We start from the raw sequence: 19,048 nt of genomic DNA on the forward strand, positions 1-19,048 counted from the left end.
GTTTTAAACGGCGAATTCGTGTCCAAAAAATGACAATTTTTAATTCTGATTCGTCCCTCCGCTATCTGGTGTAAGCATTTTCATCAGCGCCTTATATTCATCCTCATCTACGTACTTCGCAATGATACCCTGCAGTTCCGTTACTTCGCTCTCTGTCAAGCCGCCCTCCAGGGCAGCAGAGATCTTGATCATCTCCTCCTGGGGAAGCTTATTCATCAGAATATTGAAGATATTGGATTTCGCATTAGCGGGCAGGTTCTCCTTTAGATCATTCATAGCCTCCGGCGTCATCACCAGATTCTGGTCCAGCCCCTGCTCACTCTGTTCTTCTCCCGAAGCGGCTTGTCCCATCACAGGCAGTGCATTATCGGGCACCGTCTCGTCTACCGATTTCTCTTGAAGATTCCCGGCTTTTCCGCCACTGCTGTCCTTCTTCTCTACCTCCGTCTTGCTTGAATCAGCCTCCTTAGTGGAGTTTTTACTCTCGTTTGAGGCCGCTTTGGAATTCTCCTTGGGGGCAGCCCCGCTGCCTCCCATACCGGTCAGACTCTTCACGAAGCCGCCGATTCCCGGCCCCGGCCCGTCCAGCTTGATATCGAAGCTGGCCAGCACCGACTGGATATACGTATTCACCACATAGGCCGTTGTCAGCATGGACAGGCCGCTCGCCAGCACCACAATCAGGCAGATGCTCAGCGCACGCTTCACTATTTTCACCAACATCACTCCCTTACACCCTGCTCTATTCAACCTCAGAAGAATCGGTTCGCTATGATCCCATTCTCACAGTATTGACTAGAACAACGTCCGGGAAACGTCCCCGAAGCACATTAAAGCTGATTACCTGCTGAACAATAATCCTGACAAAACAAAAACAGGAGCCTCACCGAGGCCCCTGCTCCTATACGTATCTATTTAGTTCTGCTTCAGTCTAGATATAGATTGGCAGTACTTGATTAGTCTGTTCACGGTTACGGCCCACAGAGAAGATCGAGATCGGAATCCCCGTTAGCTCCGATACACGTTCCACGTATTTGCGTGTGTTGGCCGGCAGATCCTCCAGCGTCTTCGCCCCAGTGATGTCTTCGCTCCAGCCTGGAAGCTCCTCGTAGACCGCTTCACACTCTGCCAGCATTTTCAGGCTTGCCGGGTAATGTGTGATAATATCTCCACGGTACTTGTAGCCGGTGCAGATCTTCACAGTCTCAAGACCGCTCAGGACATCCAGCGAGTTCAGCGACAGGCCGGTGATTCCGCTAACGCGGCGGGCGTGACGCACAACCACACTGTCGAACCAGCCCACGCGGCGGGCGCGTCCGGTTACGGTTCCGTACTCATGCCCGGTCTCGCGGATATAATCACCGGTCGCATCGTTCAGCTCTGTAGGGAACGGGCCATCTCCTACGCGGGTAGTATAAGACTTCGCCACACCGATAACCTGCTTGATCTTGGACGGGCCCACGCCCGAGCCGATGCAGACGCCGCCAGCCGAAGGATTCGATGAAGTAACGAACGGATAAGTTCCCTGGTCGATATCGAGCATCACGCCCTGCGCGCCTTCGAACAGCACCCGGGAATCCGCATCAATCGCATCATTCAGTACCACCGAAGTATCGGTTACATAGCCGCGCAGCACTTCTGCATACTCCAGATATTTGGTCAGAATCTCTTCCACATTCAGCGGCTCAGCACCGTATACCTGAGTGATCACCTGATTCTTCTCTTCCATCAATGGACGAAGTCTCAGCTCGAATTCCTCAGCGTCCATCAGATCGGCAATCCGGATGCCGTTACGGGCAGCCTTATCCATGTAGCACGGGCCGATCCCCTTGCGTGTTGTACCGATTTTGTTCGGGCCTTTGCGGTCTTCCTCAAGCGCATCCAGCACCATATGATAAGGCATAATAACATGCGCACGATCACTGATTACCAGGTTCTTCGTATCGAAGCCATTGTCATGAATATAATTAATTTCTTGGATCAGCGCTTCCGGGTTAATGACCATTCCGTTGCCGATAACACAAGTCTTCTCTTTATAAAATACACCAGATGGAATCAAGCTCAGCTTGAACTTCTTTCCGTCAATCAGAATCGTGTGACCGGCATTGTTACCCCCTTGATACCGGGCGACCACATCTGCACTTTCCGCCAGAAAATCCGTGATCTTGCCTTTGCCTTCGTCTCCCCATTGTGTTCCCACGACGACTACCGTTGACATGTACATTCCTCCGTAGGTGCTAGCAAGCACCATTATTTTTCCGCTTATCATAGGGGCTCTGTACGCGCTTCATCTTGTACGCAGCCCTCCGGACACCAGGCGGGCAGGCCGCCAAAGCACAATAATCAGTGTAACAGCGGCACTTTTTAAAGTCAAATAAAAACGAACGATCACAGACTGAAATGTGCGATCGTTCGTGTATTGTGCGAAGTTTGCCTAACCTGCAAATGGTTCTGCATGCGCCCGCTCGTAGTTGACGAACTTGTTGAAGTTCTTGAGGAACACAAGCTCCACCGTCCCTACCGGACCGTTACGCTGCTTGGCAATAATAATTTCGATAATGTTCTTCTTCTCGGTATCCTGATTGTAATAATCATCACGGTACAGGAAGGCTACGATATCGGCATCCTGCTCGATAGAGCCTGATTCACGAAGGTCACTCATCATCGGCCGTTTGTCCTGGCGCTGCTCCACACCGCGGCTGAGCTGGGACAAGGCAATAACCGGAACGTCAAGCTCACGGGCGATCTGCTTCAGGGTACGGGAGATTTCCGATACCTCCTGCTGGCGGTTCTCGCCGGCCTTGCCCCGGCCCTGGATCAGCTGCAGGTAGTCGATGACAATCATTCCGAGTCCCTTTTCCTTCTTGAGCCGGCGGCATTTCGCCCGGATATCGGTAACTGTGATGCCCGGAGTGTCGTCGATGTAGATTTCGGACTCGGACAGCGACTGGATGCCCATCGTGAGCTTGGACCAGTCATCATCGCTCTTGAAATCACCGGTACGCATAATGTTGGCGTCCAGATTGGCCTCTGCGCAGATCATACGCTGAACCAGCTGGGGCGCCGACATTTCCAGACTGAAGATGGCTACCGTCTCCTTCGCCCGCACCGCCACATTCTGCGCGATATTCAGAGCGAAGGCCGTCTTCCCGACGGAAGGACGGGCCGCCACAATAATCAAGTCATTGCGCTGAAAGCCGTTCGTCATATGGTCCAGGTCAACGAACCCGGTTGGAATCCCCGAGGTTCCGCCTTTATTCTGATGGAGCAGCTCGACCCGGTCGAATACCTGCATGAGCACATCGCGGATGGCAATGAACCCGCTGCCGCTGCGGCGGTTCGAGATCTCCAGGATTCGCCGCTCGGCGTCACTCAGCATAATGCCTACGTCTTCGCCGCCGGTATAGCCTTCGCTGACAATCTGCGTGGCTGTGCGGATCAGCCGCCGCAGCATCGCCTTCTCCTCAATAATCTGGGCGTAATAATCGACGTTGGCCGCAGTCGGCACCGCATGCGCCAGCTTCGCCAGATAGCTGACACCGCCGATATCCTCAAGCTCCCCCTTATCCTGGAGCCGGGATGTCAATGTAATCAGGTCAATCGGCTGGCTCTCTTCTCCGAGCTGCACCATCGCCTCAAATATCATCTGATGCGGTTTGTCGTAGAAGTCTTCGGTATTCACCCGCTCCATCGCGGTAATTAGCGCCTCATCCGACAGTAGAACTGCACCCAGTACGGCCTGTTCTGCCTCCAGATTCTGCGGGGGAACCCGATCGAAAAAGAGATCTCCACCCATCCTACTCCTCCGTTACCTGAACCGTGAGGTTAGCCTTTACTTCAGTATGCAGCTTAACTGTTGCCTGGAACGTGCCTACATGGCGGATCGAATCGCTCAGCTCAATTTTGCGCTTGTCGATGACGATGCCCTGAGTAGCTGCCAGTGTCTCGCCGATCTGCTTGCTGGTAATAGCGCCGAAGAGACGGCCGCCTTCGCCTGCTTTGGCCTTTAGAGTCAGGGTCAGCTCATCCAGCTTCTTGCCCAGCTGTACCGCTTCCTCCTTCTCCTGGTCCTTGCGGCGCTGTTCGGCTGCCGCCTGGTTCTCCAGTGTCTTCACATTACCGTCTGTAGCCGGACGAACCAGCCCGCGCGGCAGCAGGAAATTGGCTGCATAGCCCTCCGACACCTCTTTAACCTGCCCCTTCTTGCCTTGCCCCTTAACATCCTTCAAGAATATGACCTTCATTCAAATAACCCCTCTTTCGCTTCAATTTCGGCCAGCACTGCGAGCAGTCTGGCTTCCGCTTCTTTGGTTGTTCCTTCAAGCTGTACAGCCGCGTTGGACAGATGTCCGCCGCCGCCCAGCTTCTCCATAACTACCTGCACATTCATCCGACCCAGAGAACGGGCGCTGATGCCGATCAGGCCGTCAGGACGTTCACTGATGACGAAGGACGCCACCACATTCGTCATCCCCAGCAGCGTATCCGCCGTCTGGGCGATCAGCAGCTGCGGGATCTTCATCCCGGGCTGTGTGACCACCAGTGCTATCTGGTCATACACCATACGCGCATGCTTGATGATCTCCGCCTTCGAGATGTACTCCTGCAGATCCTCCTTCAGCATGCGCTGAATGAGAATCGTATCCGCCCCGACCCGGCGCAGGAACCCGGCGGCCTCGAAGGTCCGCGAGCCTGTATGCAGCGCGAAATGCTTCGTATCGACCGTGATCCCGGCCAGCAGCATCGTGGCCTCCAGCGGGCTGAGCTTAATCTTGTCATGAATGTACTGCAGCAGCTCCGTCACCAGCTCACAGGTCGATGACGCATACGGCTCCAGATACACGAGCACAGCGTCATTGATGAACTCCTCACCCCGGCGGTGATGGTCAACCACCACAATCCGGCTGGCAACCTGCACCAGCCTCGGCTCCATAGTCATGGAAGCCTTGTGTGTATCCACAACAATGAGCAGCGTATGCTCCGTCATCATCTGGAGAGCCTGCTCTGGCGTGATGAAGGTCTTGTAGAGCGCCTCATCCTTGCGGATCTCCTCCATCATCCGGGTAATCGAAGGATTCGGTGTCTCCATCACAATGCTGGCTTCCACATTGTACATCTGTGCCGCCTTAAGCAGGCCAATCGCCGCTCCCACCGCGTCAATATCCGGTATCCGGTGCCCCATAATCAGCACCCGGTCGCTCTCCTGCATCAGATCCCGCAGGGCGTGGGCGATTACCCGCGCCCGGACGCGGGTGCGTTTCTCGGCGGCATTGGTCTTGCCGCCGTAGAAGGAGAGCCGCTGGCCCGCCTTCACAGCGGCCTGGTCCCCGCCTCTGCCGAGCGCCATGTCCAGACTCGACTGGGCAAGCGCTCCCAGCTCACTGGCCGATTCCGAGCCGTAGGCAAGGCCTATGCTCAGCGTCATCGGCACCTTGAGGTCTGCCGTCATCTCACGGACCTCATCCAGCACCACGAACCTGCTCTCCTCCAGGGCCTGAAGGCTGCGGTGATTCAGCAGCATCAAGTACCGCTCGGAAGACAACCTGCGCAGATATACCTCGAATTGCTTGCTCCACTCGGTAATCTCACTGGCAACCTTGGCGATTAGCGAAGTACGCTGCTGATCATCCATCCCCTGGGCGGCCTCATCCAGATTATCCATCATGACAATTCCAATCGCCAGCTTCTCTTCCTCATACCGCTCACGCAGCACCACAAGCTCGGTAATATCGAATAAATACAGCAGCCGTTCGCTTGGAATCACTACAACCTCATAATAACGGTCATCCACCGTAAGCTCATGGCGCTGCTCCTTCAATACCCCTTCCTTAACCGGTTCCCGCTTGGACGGCAGATTCTGCAGAGAAGCCATAACCTCCGGCATCAGCTCCTGCATATCTTCACCCACAAGCGACTTGCGGGAGAAGATATGGCCGGCATTCCGGTTATGCCATTCCACCGCCCGGCTCTCACTGTACAGGATAATCCCGAGCGGAAGCATGCTTACAGCCTCCCCCTCCACCCGCTTGATGCGGAAGGACAGGCCGTTGATATAATCTACAAGGTTGCGGCGGAACGACAGCTCGGCCTGCAGCATGGTGAAACACAATGTGCCGGCCAGGAAGAGGCTGGCAACACCGAGGACCCAGTTATAGATACTGACAACTATAATCAGGACCAGCAGCAGTAAGAACGCCCACACGGTATGATAGCCGTGCCAGCGTCTTTGCAGAAATTTTGGCATGAGCCCTCACCCTATCGTTTCGATTTCTTCACAAGCTCCCGCAGCGGAAACGCCAGGTCCACCACACCAATAATCCAGAATCCCGGCAGAGCAATAACAGGGATTGCCAGCAGAAGAGCGATGATCTTGCTCCACTTCCGTTCATGCACCAGGAAGAAGAGGAAGCCGATGGTCTGAATCTTGAACGCAATCTGCAGCAGCGGCAGCAGATTGGCCGAGACCATTAGCATGAAGCCGCTGTCGGCACCGCCGAACAGCAGGCTGATTACGACGCCAAGCAGATAATACCAGATGAACGATCTGGCCAGTCTCCATTCCCGCGCCGGCTTCAGCTTGGGCACCGCATATTCCATACTGTTCAGAATAGGGCGGACAATGGAATGGGTAATGACCGCAATCACGAACGCACTGAGGATCAGCGTCATCGGTATCGCCTGGATCGTCAGCCAGCTCATCTGGCCAATCTGATCGGAGGAGAGGGCGATCTCGGACAGCAGCGGATTGCTTGCCCCCATACTTGCCAGCCAGTCTGCATAGGTCTTCAGAACATCATAGACGTAGTCGTACAAATTGAACTTAAGGAACGTCGTACTGATCAGCAGGATCAGCAGGAATTCAGCTAGTATAGCGACCATACCGGCAATCAGTGTAGAAATCGCTGAAGCACGCTTCTTGTACCATCGTCCCATCACAAGGGCCGGGATTAAGAAATAAGCCGCAATCAGGATATACATCGGGGTAATCAGGCCCACAATCAGCAGAACCGGTAACAGATGCAGAATGAACTGCTTGGTGTTAAGGGTCGTAAAGAGCACTATGGCCGGAATAATCATAAAGAATGTTGTAATAATTAGCAGCGGGGTTGACAGGGATAACAGCAGCAACAGATAAGCTACGCTCCAAGCCACAGATGTCCAGCGAAATTTCAACAGTATTCACCTCTTACGCATATGTTCTTCTAATGCAGATATATCCTGGTACCATTCTTCGAGCTGATGGCCCTCCTGCCTATGCTTTCGCAGCTTCTCCAGCAGTAAATCATCCAGCTCGCGATAAGGAATACCGAGTCTGCGCCCCAAGATGTACGAGCTCATAATCAGGCTGGCCAGACTGTCGCCGACACGCGTGGTACTGCCTTCCCACAGCGCTTTGAATAACCTTGAGACTTGATCAATAACTTCCGTCTTTAACCACTCAATTACCTTGGCGCGTTTGGCCACATCCAGATCCTTCGGCACATTGGGCACTGTCTCTCTACCTCCGGCAAAAAGCATTATTCTCCATTATAGCATAAAAATTTCCGAGCCACACGGACGCCTGCCGCCCCTGAATACCGCCTTCCATCTTTCAAAAAAGGCCCGCATTCCGCTTCGCCGGAAATACAGGCCTTGGTACCTTATAACGATTCGAGCGATTGCCGTGAGACAAATTTCTCGCAGTATTCAATAATCTGGCTCCGGCGTACAATGCCGATGAACCGCTTCATGTCGTCGACCACCGGTACGAAGTTCTGGACCTTGGCCAAATTAATCAGATCTTCCATATCCGCATCAATCGAGACCGCCAGATTGTTCATCCGCAGCGGGACATCCTTAAGCAGAAATTTGGAAGCATTCTCAAAAGTGACCGCGCCGCCCGACTCCTTCATATACCAGAGCAAATCACCTTCAGTAACCGTTCCGGCATATTCACCGTTGCGGTTCAGGATCGGCACTGCTGTATAGCGGTGAAACTCCATCCGTTCCAGGGTCTGCCGCAGCGTCGAATCCATGGTAACACATGCGACCTCCTGCTTCGGAAGTAAAAAAAACGCAATGTTCATCTCTTGATCCTCCTCAAAGAATTCCGAAGGAATGCTACTTTACCTTCCTTGCACTAAAGCCCACCGTAGTAATACGTCTGCCCTCAGCAATAAGTTCCATTCCATTATAGCATGAAGACAGTAAACAGCAGCCATTAACCTTGAGGGAATGGCTGCTGTTATTACACGGACAACAATGGCCGTTCTAATCCTATTGTACTGCAGGTGTGGCCGAAGGCTCAAGCGCATTGCCGGCCTTGCCCGGCTCAATCAGCTGGTCAACCGGTGTGCTTGGGTTCATCCAATTGTCGATCAGCGCCTTGGCTTTATTCAGATCCTCTTCGTTCACTACATCGTAGTAGACCCCGTCCATCCGTTTGCCTTCCCCCATCACCGTGAAGCTGGAGATATCCATGTCCTTGCCGCCCATGAACTTCTTGGCGAGACTGATGATCATCGAGGGCTGAATATCCGTTTTGAAGTTGTCGCCCATGATATCCAGCAGCTCAGGAATATTGCCGATCTGGCTGATCGATAACATTTTATTCGCTACGACATCAATAAAGACCTGTTGACGTTTGGTCCGGTTGAAGTCGCTATCCTCACGGTAGCGGGTATAATTAAGTGCCTCTTCGCCGCTATAATTCGACTTATTGGCCTTAATGGTGAATTTCTCATGGTCTTTGCCTTTGTTGACAATATCCTTCTTGATCGGGAGCGGCACACCGCCAATGGCATCGACAGCATCCTTCAGCCCCTGAAAGTTGATGGTGGCATAATATTGAATATCATGGCCGAGGAGCGCTTCCAGTGTGTCCTTGGACATTTGCTGCCCGCCGAACGCATAAGCATGTGTAATTTTATCCTTCTTATTGTCCTTGTATCCGATAATTTCCGTGTAGGTATCCCGGGGAACGGAGATCAGCAGAATTTTATAATCCTCCGGCCGGATCACCGCATACATCATGGTATCTGAGCGTGCGGTTTCATTCTTCCGCTGATCTGTACCCAGAAGCATCAGAGAGAACGGATCGCTTTTGAGTGCCACGGGTTCAGCCTTAACGGAAGTCGGTGTCTTGCTGGTGTTATTATCCAGAGGCACATAAGATTCGTTTGCCAGCTTGGTCTCTACCTGATCGGACAAAAAGAGGTCGAAGGCCAGCACAGCCAGCGGCTTCTGGAACAGAAACCCTCCGGCTGCAATCACCAGTACCAGAATGAGCGCAATGTATCTTTTTTTTATTTTTTTAAGCTTATTCATCATTTTTGATTCCTTCTTTATGGTGGAATGTACATATTATGAACGTAATCTATTTACAATGGCCGCCTGGGCTTCCAAGGCAGTCATGAGTGGGCTGTTCTAGCTGCTGTACGCCGCCCTGCTTCAGATGGTATTATTCCCCCTTTCCGGGATTCGGGTCGTTCTAATTGTAGAATAAACCTGGAAAACGGCTTTGACACATAAACAATATTTCTATTGTAATCACTTCACCACTAAAAAGAAACAACAAATAACGACAACTTTGACACTTAGGCCGCTTATATTCCATAAAGTATATGACGCAGCAAACGGCGTTTTGATTCTTTTTCAGCCAAAAAAAATAAAAAAAGACAGTCTGTTCAGCCACTTAACACAGCAGATCAGACCGTCCTCTTAGCCTATTCAGTATCCTTAATCCACCAGCTCTGCGGATTGATGATATTGCTTAAAGCGTTCATTGTTACCCCCTGCAGGCGCTTATTCACCGCAGTAATATCCGAGCGTTCAGCGAAAAAGATCATTGGAACCTCATCATTGATCAGCTTCTGCCATTCATAATAGATTTCCTTCCGGAAGTCCTTATCATACGCCTTCAGGCTGACTCCTTCCCGGATCAGGTCCTCACTGCGCTTCGATGTCCACCGGGGGTAATTCCACGAATCGGTAGCGCGCCATAAGCCCGAAGGATCAGGGTCGCTGGCCAGTCCCCACACGCCGTTGAACAGCTCCACTGCCGGATCATCCGACTCCACAGCTTCATAAAAGGTATTCAGCTCCTTGAGGCTTCCTCCGCTGAGCCGCACATCCAGCCCGACATCACGCCAATTCTGGAGAATGGCTGCCGTCCGGGCCTCAGCTGTCTTGCTGCCGCTCATCGCATCATAGTGAATAACGAGCTTCTTGCCGCCGGGATCTTCGCGGAGTCCATCCCCGTCTAGATCCAGATACCCGGCCTCATCCAGCAGCTGCCCAGCCTTTTCCGGAGAATAGGGATAGGTGTCGATCTCCTCATCCGCAATCTTGGCCCAACTGGAGCTGGGGATAGGTGTCTCGATAAGCGTCCCAAGGCCATAGGAATATTTATCTAGAATCCCTTGCCGGTCAAGTGCATAATACATTGCCTTACGCAGTCGTTTATCCTTGAACTTGGGATTATCCATTACCACCTGACCGTCTGTCTCATCCCAGTGTCCAAACTTGAACCCGATATATTCAAACGACATTCCTGGTGTGACCCTAATCTCTACGTTATCCAATTGCCCTGCGGCCTCATAGGCATCACGCGGCAAAGCCGCCATATCGACAGTTCCTGCTTCAAGCAGAGAGGTAATATCCTTGCTGTCGATCGCCTTATAAGTAATCCCGTCCAAAAGCGCTCCGCCCTTGTAATAATTATCGAACCGTTTCATTTCCACCGTCTGGCCCGGCACAATGCTGGTTACCATGAACGGACCCGTGCCAATTGGCCGTTTGCGCACCTGATCGCTGTCCAGCATGTCCTTAACTGCCACTCCCGCGAAGTACCGCTTGTTCATCGGGTAGGCCCACAGATTATCAATCACGTTCACACGTGCTGAATTCATTGTAATGCGCAGCGTATACGGGTCCATCACCTTAAGCCCTGTAATTTCCTTAGCCTGGCCCTGGTGGTACGCTTCTGCGCCCTTGATCATCTCAACGCTATAATATCTGGAACCCGTATACTCCGGGCTGGCGATAGTCTCCAGAGCAAACTTCCAATCCTCCACGGTCAGCTCATCCCCGTTATGCCAGCGGACCCCGGGCTTAATGGTGAATGTGAACACCGTATGATCCTCGGACTCCTGCCAGCTGGCGATATTAGGAGCGGTGGACAAATCATCCTTCACAGTGAACATCGCCTCAGTGGTGAACTCCAGCACATTGGAATCATCTTCTCCTTCGAAGAATGCCGGTTCAAAAATACCTTGAAAAGCGGACGGGTAGCCGAAGGTCACAGTCCCGCCTGTAATGGGTTCATCGGCTGTTTGGCTAAGGCGCGCCACAACATTCTTGACGGCCGGGCTTGGCCCATTGCATGCCGACAATGCCACCAAGAGCGCAAGCGGTAGCATCAGTCTGCCGATGAGTCGGTTTGACATATATTTCTTCCCTCCCGGGTTGGATCACACAGTAATGTAAGCGGTTTCTACACTAGATTTTACTGTAATGCCTATTATGCAGATTATGGACAAATAATTATTCCACATTATAGAGGATATACAATATTCACTGTAAAGTGAAGTCTTTAATTTATTTCGGGGCAGCCCAGAACCCTTCCGGTGTTGAAAAAAGCCTGCCCTGACGGGCAGACTTCAGCTATAGCAGCGCCTTAATTTTCCTCTCCCGGATGGATGATGCTCAGGCCCTCTACATGCTTTTTCCGCATCAGCTTACGCTTCTTCCGGGTCTCCTTGCTCTCAAAAATAATATCAAAATCATAATCCTCAGGATACAGCTCCTCCTTGGACAGATAAGGCTTCAGCCGCTTATGGTTAATGCTCATCTTCTGCTTCTGAATCATCACTCCGACCCTCCCCCGGCTGTCCTTCTTCTCATAGACAATTCCAGTGCGCCCCAGAGAGCTGACATAGACAGCATCCCCTACCGCAAATTCAGGTACCGGTGTGTGTGCCTCCTGTGGTGCACCGTTTCCCTTCAGTCCTTCAGCCGTTCTATCCGCTTTTGCAGTTATTACATTCTGCGCTGCTTTAGCTCTCTCAGCAGCTCTGATAGCGTCCTTCCACGGGCTGTGGCCGCCTCTGTGTCCCTGCTGCTCTGTCACAAGCTGTTTGGCCCGCTCGATAACGGAATGGACAATACCCAGCTTCTCGGCGATCTGCAGCGCGTAGCTCTCGCCAGCTTCGCCAATCGTTAGCTTATACAGCGGCTGCAGCGTGTTCTTATCGAACTCCATCCGTGCATTCTCGAAGCCTGCCGTTGCCGCCGCGAAGGCCTTCAGCTCATTGAAGTGGGTCGTTACCACGATATTAGCCCCCTTCCGGTTCAACTCCTCCAGAATCGCGATGGACAGCGCGAACCCTTCACCGGGGTCTGTGCCGGCAGCCAGCTCATCAATCAGCAGCAGCACGCCTCTGCCGGCATCATAGAGCATTCCTTCAATACTCTTCATCTGTGCCGAGAAGGTGCTTAGGGACTGTGTCAGGCTCTGTCCGTCTCCGATAACGCTCATTACATTGGTGAAGACCGCGAAGTCACTGCCGGGATCAACCGGTACCAGCAGGCCGGACTGTGCCATTAATACGAGCAGACCCAGGGTTTTGAGCACAACCGTCTTGCCGCCTGTATTCGGCCCGGTCACGATCAGCGATTTATACCCCTGACCCAGCTCCAGACTGACTGGCACCATATCCTTCAGCAGGGGGTGACGGCCTCCATTCATCCTTACATAACCGCGTTCGTTCAGAGCAACCGGCCCCGCATCCATTACCCGGGCAACCTTCCCTTTGGCGAAAATAAAGTCATACATGCCCGTCACCTCAATATTAAGCCGGATAGCGGCCTGCTCCTGCTCTATCAGCCCTGTCAGCATACTCAGGATTATTCCTTCCTCGCGGGCCTCCTCAGCAGTCAGGAGCTCGATCTCTCCCTGTAACGAGGCCACCTCATCCGGCTCCACGAATACCGTCTGCCCGCTGGTGGACTGGTCCAGCACCGAGCCCTTAATTTGCTTGTGATACTCCCGTTTCACCGGAATGACATACCGCCCGCCGCGCATACTGACCAGACTTTCCTGTAAAATGGATTTGTGGCGATTCATGATACTCTCCAGCTTCCGGTGCAGGCGCTCCTTGGCGACTGCCAGCCGTTTGCGGACCCGTTCCAGTCCTTTGCTGGCATGGTCATCAATGACGCCCAGCCGGATACACCGTTCTATCTCGTCCCGAACCCCATTCAGCTCCTGAAGGGATGCCCCGTAAGCGGCGATGCGCGGCGCTATCTGCTCCTTGGCGGCCATGTATTTCCTGAGCTGTCCGCAGCTGTTCAGAAACAGCGAGACTGCGGTGAAATCCTGCTCATTGTACATATAGCCGGTCCCGAGCAGTGACAGCACCCATTCAATGCCCTCCAGCGAGGGAATCGGCACACTGGCTCCGCGCTCCAGCAGTTCCTTCGCTTCTTGCGCCTCCTCAAGCGCCCGGTGTATCGCCGGCAGATAGATCATCGGCTGAAGCTCTTTGACAACCCTTCTTCCCTCATAAGATACCGCATGACGCAGCAATTCCTGCTTAATCGTCTCATATTCCAATGTGTGCAGACTTTGCAGATTCAATCTGAATTCCTCCTTGTATACAAGTACATTTCTTATCCCAATCCACCGCGCATAACGCAAAAAGAGGGCAAAGAACCGCCACTACGGCAGTCTTCGCCCTCTTTTTGCTGCTGCTTCTCTTTGGCCTCAGAGTCCCGGCTCTTTCGGGAGGACACCTGAAAACAGAAAAAACCGTGCTGCAAGAGCACGGTTAATCACAAAGAGAACAATAGCCGGATCAAGAGGCCATCATGACGCTTCGCGTGTGTTCTTAACTAAATCATTCATTCCAGCAGCCCGCAGTCTACTCAGTCAGAGATGTCATCAGGACAGACTCCAACAAGACATGCCCCCGGCAAAATCAGAGCATGCGGCGGCTAACAGCCGGAACGATATGAAATTGCTTAGTTAAGAACGCTCACCAACATCAAAATTTCCCCTTTAGTTTTAGGATACCTGTAATTTACTACACCTGGAATCCGTTTGTCAATTATGGGTTATCCCATACAAAAAGCAGCCGGCTAAGCCAGCTGCTTCATAAAACGTCCTATTCTGTTGTGTAAGGCAGCAGCGCGATTTGACGCGAGCGCTTTACAGCAATAGTCAGAGCGCGTTGGTATTTTGCACTTGTACCCGTTACACGACGCGGCAAGATCTTTCCGCGTTCGCTGATGAACTTCTTAAGAAGCTCAGTGTCTTTATAATCAATGTGAGTAATCTTGTTCACAGTGAAATAGCACACTTTTTTACGCTTGTTGCGTCCACCACGACGTGCCGGTCTTTTGTCGTTGTCCGCACCTTCTCTTGGTTTGAAAGCCATGTTCAGTTCAGTCCTTCCTTATTAAAATGGCAAATCATCGTCCGATATATCGATCGGTTTTCCATCGCCCGAAAAAGGATCTTGGGTATTGTTGTTACGCGAGAAATTATTGTTGTTGCTATTTCCGCGAGCACTGTTCCCGCCGTTACCGCCGCCACCGAAGGCTGGCTCTTCAGGCATACTTCCGCCACTTGATGCATTTCCGCCTTCACGGCTCTGCGCGGATTCCAGGAAACGGACATTATCGGCAATAACTTCAGTAACGTATACACGTTTGCCTTCGTTATTCTCGTAATTCCGTACTTGGATGCGTCCTTCCACGGCTGCCAGTCTTCCTTTGCGCAAATAATTGGCACAGGTCTCAGCCAGCTGTCTCCAGGTTACTACCGGGATAAAGTCCGCCTCGCGTTCACCATTCTGGCCCGTAAAGTTACGGTCTACGGCAAGCGTAAACTGTGTTACGGCAACACCAGCAGGAGTATAACGAAGTTCCGGGTCACGGGTCAACCGACCGATCAGAATGATACGGTTCAACAATTAGGTCCCCTCCTTAATAGCGCGATTCGTTACAAAGCTTGTCAATATCTTAGGCAACGTCGTTCGTAATGAGATAACGAATTACTTCGTCAGAAATCTTCATGATACGCTCAAGCTCAGTAACTACTGCAGGTTCTGCATTGAAGTTAACCAAAACAAAAACGCCATCACGATGTTTCTTGATCTCATACGCAAGACGGCGTTTACCTTGCACATCGTGCTTTGTAATTTCTCCGCCGTTGGAGATGATGCCTTGGAATTTTTCGACTGCTGCTTGAACGGCTTCTTGTTCAATGTCAGGACGAATAATGTACATGACTTCATATTTGCGCATAATTTTCACCTCCTTATGGTCTGCGGCCCCTGATCAGGTCAGGAGCAAGGAACGAGCACAAACATAGACTCGCACCAAATTAATATACCAAACCCAGCAGAGGATTGCAAGTTTTATTAATACGTACCAGATGCTGGACCCCCAAAAAATGTTGGCGGATTCCGAAAGAACCTCTGAGTAATCCCTCATCGTCAAGGCCACAATATAACAGCTTCATCATTCGATAACAGGAGGTTATTCACCAATGGGCGAACAGACGGAGTATGAAAAGGGCGACAAAGCCCCCAACCCGGGCGTTTACACCGAGGTAGGCGAAGCGCGGAGCTTCCACACGGAGATTCAGAATCCGAAGCGGATTACAATGGAGAAAGGCGACACCTTCCCGGAGACCAGCAACCAGAACCGCAAGTGGAAAAAAGTCGAGAAGGCCCGTGTCCATTAATTTCAGCAGCCAGGTATAAAACCTTGAAGGCTGCGCATACTAGACCCAGGCAGTACAAAAGAGAGGTGTGGTTCCGTTGAACGTCGCAGACGAACACGATCACAGGGATTCTGAATTCAGCAGCTATCGTACCCGGGGAGAGTGAAGCTGGCTCTGTAAAAAGGAGTAACAGCTTTGGCATTACCCAATCACAGTAGTAGCTATAGACAGAGATTTCCGAACGTCATTGATGTACTGCCTCTGGAAGAGAGACCTGCGAAGGTCTCTCTTTTTGCGTATACAGACACAAAAAAGCCCCCGTATCAGAACGGAGGTCTCATAAATTAAGAATATAATTGCTGAAGTGGCGGAGAGGGTGGGATTCGAACCCACGCACGCTTTGACACGCCTAACTGATTTCGAGTCAGCCCCCTTGGGCCTCTTGGGTACCTCTCCGCAGCAAGAATTATCATATCATGCCAATCGCACAATTGCAAGCGTTATTCATTTGCGTTTCGCTTCCTGCGCCAGCTTAATTATTCTCCGCTCCACTATCCGCTGAATGCAGGACCTTCTTCAGATTCTTTTCGAATTTGGCGCGGGGAATGAGGACACTGTGCTGACAGCCGGTGCACTTAATCCGGATATCCATCCCCATACGGATAATCTCCATCTCGTTCGTTCCGCAGGGATGCTGCTTCTTCATCTGCACAATATCACCCAGCCCGAATACCTTGCGTTCCATTACTCTTCCCCCTCCTCTGCCTCTTGCGCAGCAGCTACCTGCCTTCTTGGGCTGGCCTCTTGCTCCTCACGCGCTCTACGGGCTTCCTCTGTGCGTTCCTGCTCACGGGCCGCCTCAGCCTCTCTTGCCTCCCTCTCCGCCTGCTCACGCGCCTCCTGCTCGGCCTTAGCAGCCTCCAGGGCGCTCTGCTTCTCCAGAGCATGCTTGATATCATTCTGAATCTGCCGCTCGGCAGCGTCTCTGGCATTAGGCAGGCAATTCGCCGCTATGCGGATGACATACTCTGAGGTGCTCATCGACTGGATTCCCAGAATATTAGGGTAGGCAATGACACTGGAGCTGCGTTCCTCGATGCCCTGAAGCGCCTCGCCGATCAGTGCCAGGGTGGCTTCGAGCCCGCGTTCGATTTTAACCGGAACATCTACTACAGCCAGTGCATTCGCCAGCGAATAATTCGTCACATTAACAATCGTGCCGTTAGGAATGATGTGTACCTCGCCCGTAGCACTTAGCAGTCTGGTCGTCCTCAGGCCAATCATCTCTACCGTTCCCTTATAGGTTCCGCTCTGGATAACATCCCCGACTGCAAACTGGTCCTCAAAAATAATAAAGAAGCCCGTAATCACATCTTTGACCAAACTTTGTGCGCCGAACCCTATAGCCAGCCCGACTACCCCTGCTCCGGCGAGCAGCGGCTTCAGATCGAAGTTGAACTCCGACAGAACCAGCAGAATCATGGTGAAGTTACAGAAGAAGGTAACCACATTCTTCATCAGTCCGCCGACCGTGGAGAAGCGCCGGTTATTGACTAATGCCCTCCCCCTCGTCTCCCGCTCAAGAGACCGGTCAATCACATTGGAGACCACCTTGATAATCACCCGGGTCAGAATGAAAATTATGAGAATTCTGATTCCCGAAAACAGGACCGCGGCCCACATATCAGTATTGGTGAACCAGTCCCATAATTTATCTTTGAAGCGGACGGCATCATTAACAACACCGTCAACGCCGTCGGCCGCCAGTAAGCTGTTAATCATCGAACCCCTCCTTCTCCGTTATTTCCACATACCCTGCACCCTCAACGGCCTTGGCGAAGATCCCCCGGATCTCTACGTTCTGCTCTTCGACCAGGACCCTTACCTCATCCAGCGCACTCCGGTAGAATTGGATCGACATCGCACAGCCGGCGGTGATCTCCTTGGGCGTAGGGAAGATATCGATTTCAATCTCCGCATATTCAAGCAGCATCTCGGCGCGCAGCGCCTGCTGGGTCGAATCAAACGCTAGCAGCAGTTCCTCCTCCACACTCCACGCCTCCTCTGGGCTATTGGTCCTATCTATTGCCGCCATAGTATAAAAAACCACTTCCATCCATATACTAGGATCATCAGAACACGCTCCCGCGGACGTAAGCCTTGCATAATCAGCAGCCTGGCAGCCTGACTGCTTTTTTAGCTGATTTTCCCGTGATTTGCAGTCGCCGCCTCAGAAAGGACGATTATATGAATTTCTCTTCCAAAGCTCCACCGCTGCAAGAACCATCCTGTTTAAAAATATCACATGCCGACCCCAATATCTATTCTGCCATTACCCACCGTCTGCTGTTCCACTTTTCGCGCACCCGTCCGGATACGCCCATTGTCATTATCTGCGTGGGCACGGACCGCTCGACCGGCGATTCTCTTGGCCCCCTGGTCGGCACGACACTGGCCCGCTTTCACAGCCCGCTGTTCCATCTCTACGGAACGCTGGAGGAGCCGGTACATGCCATTAACTTGGAAGAGACAGTTAGCCTTGTGTACCAAAAGCATGCCAACCCGTTCATCATCGCCATTGACGCCTGCCTCGGCCAGTCCACCAGCGTCGGCTGCATTCAGGTGGTTGAAGGTCCGCTGCGTCCTGGCGCAGGGGTCAACAAGCAGCTTCCCCCCGTTGGCGATATCCATTTGACCGGCATCGTTAATGTGGGAGGATTCATGGAATATTTCGTATTGCAGAACACCAGATTAAGCCTGGTGATGCGCTTGTCGGATATTATTTCATCCAGCCTCTACTCTGCCTTGAAGCAGTGGAACCTGCATGCTAGATCTGCTGCAACGCGAGAGCAATAACTTCCTTCTCCTCCGGTGACAGAGCATACGGGGTCTCTCCCTGTTCAATCGGCTTAGCATAGATATATGAGTTCTCGCGGTTGTGCAGACTGCTCAGCACAATCCCGCTGTGGTTGTCATCCAGAATGGCAAGCGAGAAACTCAGGTCATTACCGCGTTCTCCAAAAGCATTATAGCGCTTCATGGCCACCTTCGACTTCATGCCGCGCATTTTGGTATGTGCCGCTTCAAGCAGCGTCTTCTGCTCCAACTGGACCTCCTCCAGCATATCCCCCTGATTCTTCAGATTGACCAGCAGATTCTCCAGATCCTCTATGCCATTCCCGCCCATCATGGCTTCGTACCGGCTCCGCATTCTGCGAAGCCTGGCACCCTGGACGATCATCATAATGGCCATCAGTATGATTACCCCGGCAAAGCCCATGATGAACGCCGATAAATACTCGCTTATGATTTCATTTAACTCCGACATGTTGAATCATC

Annotated in this window: 20 protein-coding genes and 1 tRNA gene; 2 read left to right on the forward strand and 19 right to left on the reverse strand. The window is 52.2% G+C overall.

Going from position 1 to position 19,048, the window contains the following annotated elements; all coding sequences use genetic code 11:
- Positions 1–39: 39 nt before the first annotated feature.
- The 14 genes from NST69_RS31290 to rpsF all read right to left on the reverse strand — a co-directional run bounded on the left by NST69_RS31290 (position 40) and on the right by rpsF (position 15,288).
- The gene (locus tag NST69_RS31290; protein ID WP_342548035.1) at positions 40–717 is read right to left on the reverse strand and encodes a hypothetical protein; all 678 of its coding nucleotides are present in this window, start codon (positions 715–717) and stop codon (positions 40–42) included.
- Positions 718–931: 214 nt separating this feature from the next.
- Positions 932–2,218: an adenylosuccinate synthase gene (locus NST69_RS31295; RefSeq protein WP_076081902.1), complete on the reverse strand. Its 1,287-nt coding sequence runs from the start codon at positions 2,216–2,218 to the stop codon at positions 932–934.
- A 216-nt stretch (positions 2,219–2,434) separates the two neighbouring features.
- Positions 2,435–3,796, reverse strand: a complete 1,362-nt coding sequence (dnaB, locus tag NST69_RS31300) for a replicative DNA helicase (RefSeq protein WP_036699821.1) — start codon at positions 3,794–3,796, stop codon at positions 2,435–2,437.
- Between the two features lies 1 nt (position 3,797).
- A complete protein-coding gene (rplI, locus tag NST69_RS31305) occupies positions 3,798–4,244 on the reverse strand; it encodes a 50S ribosomal protein L9 (RefSeq protein ID WP_036728030.1) in 447 nt (148 codons plus the stop codon).
- Positions 4,241–6,244, reverse strand: coding sequence for a DHH family phosphoesterase (locus tag NST69_RS31310; protein WP_342548036.1), 2,004 nt, complete (start codon positions 6,242–6,244; stop codon positions 4,241–4,243). The genes rplI and NST69_RS31310 overlap by 4 nt, the downstream gene beginning before the upstream one ends.
- A gap of 11 nt (positions 6,245–6,255) precedes the next feature.
- Positions 6,256–7,173: a DUF2232 domain-containing protein gene (locus NST69_RS31315; RefSeq protein ID WP_036728034.1), complete on the reverse strand. Its 918-nt coding sequence runs from the start codon at positions 7,171–7,173 to the stop codon at positions 6,256–6,258.
- Between the two features lie 6 nt (positions 7,174–7,179).
- Positions 7,180–7,482, reverse strand: a complete 303-nt coding sequence (locus NST69_RS31320) for a MazG-like family protein (protein ID WP_179090524.1) — start codon at positions 7,480–7,482, stop codon at positions 7,180–7,182.
- A 158-nt stretch (positions 7,483–7,640) separates the two neighbouring features.
- The gene (locus NST69_RS31325; protein ID WP_036728036.1) at positions 7,641–8,066 is read right to left on the reverse strand and encodes a CBS domain-containing protein; all 426 of its coding nucleotides are present in this window, start codon (positions 8,064–8,066) and stop codon (positions 7,641–7,643) included.
- A 190-nt stretch (positions 8,067–8,256) separates the two neighbouring features.
- On the reverse strand, positions 8,257–9,309 hold the full coding sequence (locus NST69_RS31330; protein ID WP_342548037.1) for an LCP family protein: 1,053 nt from the start codon (positions 9,307–9,309) through the stop codon (positions 8,257–8,259).
- Between the two features lie 395 nt (positions 9,310–9,704).
- Positions 9,705–11,426, reverse strand: a complete 1,722-nt coding sequence (gene opp4A, locus NST69_RS31335) for an oligopeptide ABC transporter substrate-binding protein (protein WP_342548038.1) — start codon at positions 11,424–11,426, stop codon at positions 9,705–9,707.
- Between the two features lie 230 nt (positions 11,427–11,656).
- Positions 11,657–13,618: a DNA mismatch repair protein MutS gene (locus NST69_RS31340; RefSeq protein ID WP_342548039.1), complete on the reverse strand. Its 1,962-nt coding sequence runs from the start codon at positions 13,616–13,618 to the stop codon at positions 11,657–11,659.
- 526 nt (positions 13,619–14,144) lie between these two features.
- Positions 14,145–14,417 (reverse strand): 30S ribosomal protein S18, encoded by a 273-nt coding sequence (gene rpsR / locus NST69_RS31345; RefSeq protein ID WP_036699837.1) that lies wholly within the window; start codon positions 14,415–14,417, stop codon positions 14,145–14,147.
- Positions 14,418–14,438: 21 nt separating this feature from the next.
- The gene (gene ssb, locus NST69_RS31350; RefSeq protein WP_342548040.1) at positions 14,439–14,954 is read right to left on the reverse strand and encodes a single-stranded DNA-binding protein; all 516 of its coding nucleotides are present in this window, start codon (positions 14,952–14,954) and stop codon (positions 14,439–14,441) included.
- Between the two features lie 49 nt (positions 14,955–15,003).
- Positions 15,004–15,288, reverse strand: coding sequence for a 30S ribosomal protein S6 (gene rpsF / locus NST69_RS31355; protein ID WP_036728042.1), 285 nt, complete (start codon positions 15,286–15,288; stop codon positions 15,004–15,006).
- A 244-nt stretch (positions 15,289–15,532) separates the two neighbouring features.
- On the opposite strand from rpsF, the gene NST69_RS31360 reads away from it, so the two are divergent.
- Entirely contained in the window at positions 15,533–15,730 is a 198-nt protein-coding gene (locus NST69_RS31360) for a YjzC family protein (protein ID WP_036728044.1), read from the forward strand.
- A 344-nt stretch (positions 15,731–16,074) separates the two neighbouring features.
- Here the strand turns inward: NST69_RS31360 and NST69_RS31365 are convergent.
- The 4 genes from NST69_RS31365 to NST69_RS31380 form a co-directional block, all read right to left on the reverse strand.
- Positions 16,075–16,165, reverse strand: a tRNA-Ser gene (locus NST69_RS31365).
- 76 nt (positions 16,166–16,241) lie between these two features.
- Positions 16,242–16,454, reverse strand: coding sequence for a DUF951 domain-containing protein (locus NST69_RS31370; protein ID WP_076081909.1), 213 nt, complete (start codon positions 16,452–16,454; stop codon positions 16,242–16,244).
- Entirely contained in the window at positions 16,454–17,491 is a 1,038-nt protein-coding gene (locus NST69_RS31375; protein WP_340956933.1) for a mechanosensitive ion channel domain-containing protein, read from the reverse strand. Before NST69_RS31375 ends, NST69_RS31370 begins: the two co-directional genes overlap by 1 nt.
- Positions 17,484–17,759 (reverse strand): DUF3343 domain-containing protein, encoded by a 276-nt coding sequence (locus NST69_RS31380; protein ID WP_036728049.1) that lies wholly within the window; start codon positions 17,757–17,759, stop codon positions 17,484–17,486. Before NST69_RS31380 ends, NST69_RS31375 begins: the two co-directional genes overlap by 8 nt.
- Positions 17,760–17,956: 197 nt before the next feature.
- Between NST69_RS31380 and yyaC the strand changes: the two genes are divergently transcribed.
- Complete coding sequence (gene yyaC / locus NST69_RS31385) at positions 17,957–18,565, forward strand: spore protease YyaC (RefSeq protein WP_036728050.1); 609 nt, start codon at positions 17,957–17,959, stop codon at positions 18,563–18,565.
- Here yyaC and NST69_RS31390 read toward each other — a convergent pair.
- Positions 18,537–19,037 carry a DUF4446 family protein gene (locus NST69_RS31390; protein WP_209879288.1) on the reverse strand — a complete coding sequence of 167 codons (501 nt, stop codon included), beginning with the start codon at positions 19,035–19,037 and terminating at the stop codon, positions 18,537–18,539. The genes yyaC and NST69_RS31390 overlap by 29 nt on opposite strands.
- Positions 19,038–19,048 lie beyond the last annotated feature (11 nt).

The sequence above is a fragment of the Paenibacillus sp. FSL P2-0089 genome (assembly GCF_038595095.1).
In the GTDB taxonomy this organism is placed as follows: domain Bacteria; phylum Bacillota; class Bacilli; order Paenibacillales; family Paenibacillaceae; genus Paenibacillus_AQ; species Paenibacillus_AQ silagei.